We start from the raw sequence: 7,078 nt of genomic DNA on the forward strand, positions 1-7,078 counted from the left end.
GCGGACGGCGGGACGATCCTGCGCCTGGACGAGGACGAGTTCGCCGAGAGCGGCCTCACGGCAAGCGACCCGGAAGCCGCAGCAGCGGCCCTGTCCGCCCTGGACACCCTGGAATCCCTGGCCCGAACCGGCTCCCCCCTCACCCCGCCCGCCGCCTGAGTCGTCCCGTCACGACGGCCGTCCCCCGAGAGCGGCCGTCCGCCCCTCCCCGCCCTTCTCGTACCGCACCGCGTCCCCTTCCTCCTGCCAGTGCAGGGCGAACCGCTCCACTGACCGCCAGGCCTCGAGCGCCGCCCGGCAGTACGCCACCATGTCGTCCGGGAGTGCCGCGATGCCGTGCCAGGTCAGTTCGGCGCACTTGTCGGGCTCGGCGTTGCGGGGCTCGCCGCCCGTGCCGTACGCCGCCTCGAAGAACCAGCCGATGCGGGGCTCCTCGCCGGGGCCGCGGTGCTGGAGGACCAGTTCGGCGCTCACGTCCTCGGGGGCGAGAGTCAGGCCGATTTCCTCGTGTGCCTCGCGGATGACCGCCGCGCGGACGTCCTCGCCGGGTTCGACGTGGCCGGATGGGAGGTTGAGCAGGCCGTCGCCGTAACCGGTGTTCGTCCGGCGGGCGAGGAGCACCTCGTCGCCGCGGCGGAGGATCAGGTGGACGTCCACCACTTCCTTGTGACGGCGGGGTACGGGCGGGGGCGCGGGGAGGGTTTCCTGCGGCTCGGTCGGCATCCGGCGATGGTGACACCCGCCACTGACAATTCAACTTCGATGAGAAACCCTCCCGGCAGAGGTCTACAGACGTCCCACCTTGGACATCGGTAGTACAGGGAGGCAGCCATGCGCCGTGTGACCGTGCACAAGACCGTCGGGAAGCCCACCAATCGGCAGATCCGGGAGAAGTCCGAGGAGCGGGAACGGCTCCGCGAGCGCCCCGAGGTCCGCAAGGACATCCAGCGGACCTGGTGGCCCGATGGGTGAGATCCGGCGCCCGGACGGCGCGAGACACCTGCCGGAGCGCCTGCGGGACCGCCAGAGGGCCTAGAGGGGTCGTCCAGCGGATTCCAGAGGGGCTAGAGGGGCCTAGAGGGACTTCTTGTAGTGGTAGCGGTCGTAGGGGCCGTCCACCCTGCGCTCCACCAATTCGTAGCCGTATCGCGGGTAGAGCCGCTGGTTCTCCCACATCATCGCGTTCGTGTAGAGCCGGACCTCGGGCAGTCCGAGTGCCCGCGCCCGCTCGTCCACGAAGGCGAGCAGACGGCGGCCCACCCCTTGGCCCGCGGCCCCGGGGTGGACCGCGATGCTGTCCAGGAACAGATGGTCCTCGTGCGGCACGAGGACCAGGACGCCGATCACCGGGTCCCCGGTGACGTACACCCGCCCCGCCGCCACCTCCGCCGCGTGGTCCGCCTCCATGGGGACGGGCACGACACCGATGCGCTCGATGTAGGGGTGGTAGGCCGCGTCCGTCACCGCCTTCACGGCGGGTACGTCGGCGGCGGTGGCGGGGCGGATGGCGGCGGTCGTGTCCTGACTCATGCCTTTACGTCTACGTCACTCCCCCGCCCCCGCACCAGCACCTTTTTCAGGAGCGGCCACAGCACGATCAACGCGATGATCGCGTACACCGTGATCGAGAAGGGCGTGTCGACCAGGCCGCTGACGCTGCCGTCGCTGATCTGGAGGGCGCGGCGCAGCTGCTGCTCGGCGTTCGGGCCGAGGATGACGCCGATGACGGCGGGCAGGACGGGCAGGCCGTAGCGGCGCATGCCGAAGCCGATCAGGCCGATGATCAGCAGGATCACCAGGTCGAGCGCCTCGCCGCCCACCGCGTAGGCGCCGACCGCCGCGAAGAAGAGGATTCCCGCGTAGAGGTAGGGCCTGGGGATGCGCAGGAGCTTCGCCCAGACCGGGGCCAGCGGCAGGTTCAGGGCCAAAAGCAGGACCATGCCCACGAAGAGCGAGGCGATCAGGCCCCACACCAGGTCCGGCTCGCGCTCGAAGAGGAGCGGCCCGGGCTGGATCCCGTACTGCTGGAAGGCGGCGAGCATCACGGCCGCCACCGCCGTCGTGGGCAGGCCGAGCGTCAGCATGGAGACCAGGGTGCCCGCGGCCGACGCGGACGACGCGGACTCCGGGCCCGCCACTCCCTCGATCGCGCCCTTGCCCCACTCGTCCTTGTGCTTGGACAGGCGCTTCTCGGTGACGTACGACAGGAAGGTGGGGATCTCGGCGCCGCCCGCGGGGATCGCGCCGAACGGGAAGCCGATGAACGGGCCGCGCAGCCAGGACTTCCAGGTGCGCTTGACGTCGGACTTGGCCAGCCAGGGGCGGCCGACCGGGATCGCCTCGCCGCTGGTGCGCCGCAGATGGGCGGCGACCCACAGGGCCTCGCCGATCGCGAAGAGACCGACCGCGACGATCACCACGTCGATGCCGTCGGCGAGTTGGAGCGAGCCGAAGGTCAGCCGCTGCTGTCCGGTCATCTGGTCGAGCCCGACCAGGCCGAGGGTGAGGCCGATGAGGAGCGAGGCGAGTCCTCGTACGCGCGAGGAGCCGAGCACGGACGTCACCGCGATGAACGCCAGGACCATGATGGCGAAGTAGTCGGGCGCCCCGATGTCGACCGCGAGGTCGGCGACCGTCGGCGCGAGCGCCACCAGGAGGGTGGTGCCGATGATGCCGCCCGCGAAGTGCCCGATGGCGGCGGCCGCGAGCGCCTGTGCGCCGCGGCCCGATTTGGCCATCGGGTTGCCTTCCATCGCGGCCACCACCGCCGCGCTCTCGCCCGGCGTGTTCAACAGGATGGAGGTCGTCGAGCCGCCGAACATCGCCCCGTAGTAGATGCCGGCGAACATGATGAACGCGCCGGTCGGCTCCAGGCCGTACGTCACGGGGAGCAGCAGCGCCACCGCCATCGCGGGGCCGATGCCGGGCAGGACGCCGATCGCGGTGCCCAGGAGCACGCCGACGGCGGCCCAGAGCAGGTTGACGGGTGTGAGGGCCGTGCCGAAGCCGTCCATCAGGGAGTTGAAGGCGTTCATGTCACAGCACTCCCATCAGTGGCCCGCCGGGCAGCGGCACCCCGAGCAGGTTGTTGAAGACGACGTACGTGAGCAGGGAGAGCACGGCCGCGATGAGCGGATCGCGGTCCGGGTGCCGGCTGCCGAGCGCGTATGCCGCGCCCCAGAAGAGCAGGGCGCCCGCGACGGGGAAGCCGAGCGGTTCGATGAGGACGGCGGCGCCGAGGAAGACTCCGGCCAGGAGCAGCACGGTGCGCCAGTCGGCGGGTTCGGACAGGTCGATGTCCTCGCCGCCCTCGGCCTCGCCGCGGCCGCCGCGCAGCACGTCGATCGCGAGGATCACGGCGACGACCAGGAGTCCGGCGCCCACGACGATCGGTACGGTCTTGGGGCCGATCGGGCCGCGCTGGGCGATCTCGACGTCCATGGTGAGCGCGTCGGTGAGAACGAGCACGCCGAGGGCGAGGAGCATGACGCAGACGCCGAGTTCGGAGTGCTCGCGCAGCCAGGAGCGGCGGCCGCCGCCGTGCTCCTCGGGCGGCTCCTCGGTGGTGGAAGTCGAAGTCGTCACAGGCCGAGCTCCTTAAGCACGGACACCACGCTCTTGTCCTGTTCGGCCAGGAAGTCCCCGAACTTGTCGCCGGTGAGGAACGCGTCGTCCCAGCCGTTGGTCTTGAGGGACTTGCGCCACTGAGGGGAGTCGTGGAGCTTCCTGACCAGGCCGGTGAGCTTCTTGCGTTCGGCTTCGGAGAGACCGGGCGGGGCGACGATGCCGCGCCAGTTGGTGAAGTTCACGTCGTAGCCGGACTCCTTGAGGGTCGGCCCGTCCAGGCCCTTGGCGCGCTTGGGTCCGGTGGTCGCCAGGAGCCTCAGCTCCCCCGACTTGATCTGGTCCAGGTACTCGCCGACGCCCGAGACGCCGAAGGCGACCTTCTTGCCGAGGATCGAGGCGAGGAGTTCGCCGCCGCCGTCGAAGGGGACGTAGTTGACCTTCTTCGGGTCGATCCCGGCGGCGCGTGCCATCAGCATCGGGGCGAGGTGGTCGGGGCCGCCGGGGGAAGAGCCGCCGCCGACCGGGAGCTTGCCCGGGTTCTTCTTCCAGGCGGTGACCAGCTGCTTGATGTTCCTGTACGGGGAGTCCTTGGCGACCACGACGACGTCCGGCTCCTCGGTGAGGCGGGCGATCGGGGTGGTGTCGGCGAGGGTCTTGGGCGAGTCGTTGGAACGTGCGGCGCCCACGACGCCCAGGCCCATGGACATCGCGAGCTTTCCGTTGCCGTGCTCGCCGACGAGGCGGCTCAGGCCCACGGTGCCGCCCGCGCCGGGCAGGTTGAACACCTCGATGTTGTGGGTGAGTCCGGCGTCCTCGGCGTTCTTCGCCGCGGTGCGGGCGGTGATGTCGTAGCCGCCGCCCGGCGTGTTGGGGACCATGAAGCGCAGGCCGGGGATCTGTGTGCCGGTCTCGGCGCCGCTGCCCGTGGAGAGCAGCGGCGGCCCGGCGAGCACGAGCAGCGCGGCCCCGAGCAGGGCAAGGGGTGTGCGCAGACGCAACGGTGCCACCACCTGTCGGTACGTAGTCGGTGTACAGGTACGCAGTGATCGGGGCGGCCGGATTCCCCGTGGGGGCGGGAACCCGGCCACCGTCCGCGGGGACGGGGATACCTGTGAGGTGGCCCACATGTTGCCTGGGCGTTAAGAAGCTGTCTCTCTTCCGGAATCAACGGACGTTGTGGTCGTTGTGGTCGCGCCCATAGCCTGCGGCGATGACAAGGGTGCTGGTCGTGGACGACGACTTCATGGTCGCCAAACTGCACAGCCGTTATGTGTCCGCGGTGGACGGATTCTCGGTGGTGGGAGTGGCGCACAGCGGTGCCCAGGCGCTCGCGGCGGTCGAGCGGCTGCGCCCCGATCTCGTGCTCCTCGACATCTATCTGCCCGATATGGACGGCATCGCGGTGCTGCGGGAGTTGCGTGCCGTCGAGGAGCGTGACCGGGACAGGCAGCCGGTGGACGCGCTGTTCATCACGGCGGCGCGGGACGCGGAGATCGTGCGGGCGGCGCTGCGGGCCGGGGCGCTGCACTACCTCATCAAGCCGTTCAACCAGGCGGCGCTGCGCGAGCAGTTGCTGCACGTGGCGGCGGTGCGGGCCCGCCTGGACGGCCTGGACGAGGCCCGCCAGGAGGACGTCGACCAGATCTTCGGCCCCCGCCCGCCCGGCTCCCGCGAGCTCCCGAAGGGCCTGGCGGCGCACACCGCGGACCTGGTGGAGCAGACGCTGCGGGGACATCCGGACGGCCTGTCCGCCTCGGAGTGCGCGCAGGAGGGCACGCTTTCGCGGGTCAGCGCCCGCCGCTATCTGGAGTTCTTCGCGGACACGGGCCGTGCGGAGGTGACGCTTCGCTACGGGGGGACGGGGCGGCCGGAGCGGCGTTATCGGTGGGTGCGTTAGGGGCGGGCGCGGGAAGGTCTCCCGGGGCAAGCGGAAGGTTTCCCCGGGCAATTCGGGCACGACCTGAGCGGAGCCTGAGGGGTCCCTTAAGTCGACCATAAAGATCGCCATCACCCCCTCCCAGCAGGCGAATCCGGGGTTTTCAGCGGCTAGTTTTCTCGGCGCCGGGACGGTTACGAACCGTCGGCGCCGCATGTGATCGGGGGGCGGCACCGGCCGTTCGCAACCGTCTCGTGTCCCCCACACCCCAGAACCGCCGCTGAGGAGAACCACTCATGACCGCACGCCGCAAGGTCGCCGCGATCGCCGCCGCAGGCATCGCCCCGCTCGCCCTGACCGCCCTGTCGGCCGCCCCCGCCGCCGCGCACGGTTCGATGACGGACCCGGTGAGCCGTGTCTCCGCGTGCTTCCAGGAGGGCCCGGAGTCGCCGACGTCGGCCGCCTGCAAGGCCGCTGTCGCCGCAAGCGGCGCGCAGGCCTTCTACGACTGGAACGGCGTGAACATCGCCAACGCCGCGGGCAAGTCGAAGGAGATCATCCCCGACGGCAAGCTGTGCAGCGCGGGCAACGACAAGTACAAGGGCCTCGACCTGCCGCGCGCCGACTGGCCGTCCAGCAAGATGTCCGGCGGCAACCACACCTTCCACTACAAGGGCACCGCCCCGCACAAGGGCTCCTTCGAGCTGTACATCACGAAGGACTCGTACGACCCGTCCAAGCCCCTGAAGTGGTCGGACCTGGAGGAGAAGCCCTTCGTCGACGTGGCCGACCCGAAGATGGAGAACGGCGACTACGTCTTCGACGGCAAGGTCCCGGCCAAGTCGGGCCGCCACCTCATCTACTCGGTCTGGCAGCGCTCGGACTCCCCCGAGGCCTTCTACACCTGCTCCGACGTCGTCTTCGGCAAGGACAGCGGCGGCAGCGAGGCGTCCGCTCCCGCCCCGACCGCCTCCGCGCCCTCCGAGAAGGACATCGCCGCGGGCGCCGACAAGTCCACCGTCGAGCACCACGGCCACGGCGACAGCGACGCCGAGACGGGCGCCGAGGCCTCCGCGGCGGCCCCGGCCGCGGGTGACGACACCGCCGCCGGTGACGACACCGCCGCGAACCAGCCCGAGGTGAACGGCGGCGACGCGAAGCCCGTCGCGGCCGACGAGAACCTCGCCGAGACCGGCGGCGACAGCACCACGCCGTACATCGCGATCGGCGGCGCCGCCGCTCTCGCCATCGGCGCCGCGGCCATGTTCGGCACGGCCCGCCGCCGCACGGCGCGCCACGGCCGCTGAGCCCGGCAGGACATACCGTGAGCCGCCGCTGACCCCGTCAGCGGCGGCTCCCGTCGGTTCCGGCTCAGGAGAAGCAGGTGCTGGGCGTCGCGTGCGCCGGGTCGAGCGCGTTGGCGACCTCGTGATGCGCGACGCGGTCGAGGATCCCGATCGCCACGTGCTCCGACACGTCGACGGGGCACAGGTCCTGGAGGAGGACATTGCGGACGCCGGGGCCGTTCAGGAACTGCGTGCGGTACGGGGTGACCACCTCGTCGTACTTGGTGGCGATGACGGTGTAGCGCACGCCGGGGACGGTGTCGCCGCCTTCGTTGAGCTTGGTCAGGAA

7 protein-coding genes and 2 pseudogenes are annotated in these 7,078 nt (G+C 70.8%); 3 read left to right on the top strand and 6 right to left on the bottom strand.

Annotation, left to right across the window (positions count from 1 at the left end; all coding sequences use genetic code 11):
* Positions 1-168: 168 nt before the first annotated feature.
* Positions 169-678, bottom strand: a pseudogene (locus ACQKIP_RS34885) (NUDIX hydrolase); the annotation flags it as partial.
* A 153-nt stretch (positions 679-831) separates the two neighbouring features.
* Between ACQKIP_RS34885 and ACQKIP_RS34890 the strand changes: the two are divergent.
* Positions 832-972, top strand: a complete 141-nt coding sequence (locus ACQKIP_RS34890) for a hypothetical protein (RefSeq protein WP_190082724.1) — start codon at positions 832-834, stop codon at positions 970-972.
* Between the two features lie 102 nt (positions 973-1,074).
* On the opposite strand, the gene ACQKIP_RS34895 is transcribed toward ACQKIP_RS34890, so the two are convergent.
* The 4 genes from ACQKIP_RS34895 to ACQKIP_RS34910 are packed head-to-tail and all read right to left on the bottom strand — an operon-like array spanning position 1,075 to position 4,565.
* Complete coding sequence (locus ACQKIP_RS34895; RefSeq protein ID WP_365859946.1) at positions 1,075-1,530, bottom strand: GNAT family N-acetyltransferase; 456 nt, start codon at positions 1,528-1,530, stop codon at positions 1,075-1,077.
* Positions 1,527-3,035, bottom strand: a complete 1,509-nt coding sequence (locus ACQKIP_RS34900; RefSeq protein ID WP_365859945.1) for a tripartite tricarboxylate transporter permease — start codon at positions 3,033-3,035, stop codon at positions 1,527-1,529. Before ACQKIP_RS34900 ends, ACQKIP_RS34895 begins: the two co-directional genes overlap by 4 nt.
* A gap of 1 nt (position 3,036) precedes the next feature.
* Positions 3,037-3,585 carry a tripartite tricarboxylate transporter TctB family protein gene (locus tag ACQKIP_RS34905; protein WP_365859944.1) on the bottom strand — a complete coding sequence of 183 codons (549 nt, stop codon included), beginning with the start codon at positions 3,583-3,585 and terminating at the stop codon, positions 3,037-3,039.
* A complete protein-coding gene (locus ACQKIP_RS34910; protein ID WP_365860174.1) occupies positions 3,582-4,565 on the bottom strand; it encodes a Bug family tripartite tricarboxylate transporter substrate binding protein in 984 nt (327 codons plus the stop codon). Before ACQKIP_RS34910 ends, ACQKIP_RS34905 begins: the two co-directional genes overlap by 4 nt.
* Before the next feature lie 212 nt (positions 4,566-4,777).
* On the opposite strand from ACQKIP_RS34910, the gene ACQKIP_RS34915 reads away from it, so the two are divergent.
* Both ACQKIP_RS34915 and ACQKIP_RS34920 read left to right on the top strand, forming a co-directional pair.
* The gene (locus tag ACQKIP_RS34915) at positions 4,778-5,464 is read left to right on the top strand and encodes a response regulator (RefSeq protein WP_365859943.1); all 687 of its coding nucleotides are present in this window, start codon (positions 4,778-4,780) and stop codon (positions 5,462-5,464) included.
* 275 nt (positions 5,465-5,739) lie between these two features.
* Positions 5,740-6,750 carry a lytic polysaccharide monooxygenase auxiliary activity family 9 protein gene (locus ACQKIP_RS34920; protein WP_365859942.1) on the top strand — a complete coding sequence of 337 codons (1,011 nt, stop codon included), beginning with the start codon at positions 5,740-5,742 and terminating at the stop codon, positions 6,748-6,750.
* Positions 6,751-6,814: 64 nt separating this feature from the next.
* On the opposite strand, the pseudogene ACQKIP_RS34925 reads toward ACQKIP_RS34920, so the two are convergent.
* A pseudogene (locus tag ACQKIP_RS34925) lies at positions 6,815-7,078 on the bottom strand (lipase); the annotation flags it as partial.

This window comes from Streptomyces sp. NPDC059900, from assembly GCF_050270335.1.
Classification (GTDB): Bacteria; Actinomycetota; Actinomycetes; order Streptomycetales; family Streptomycetaceae; genus Streptomyces.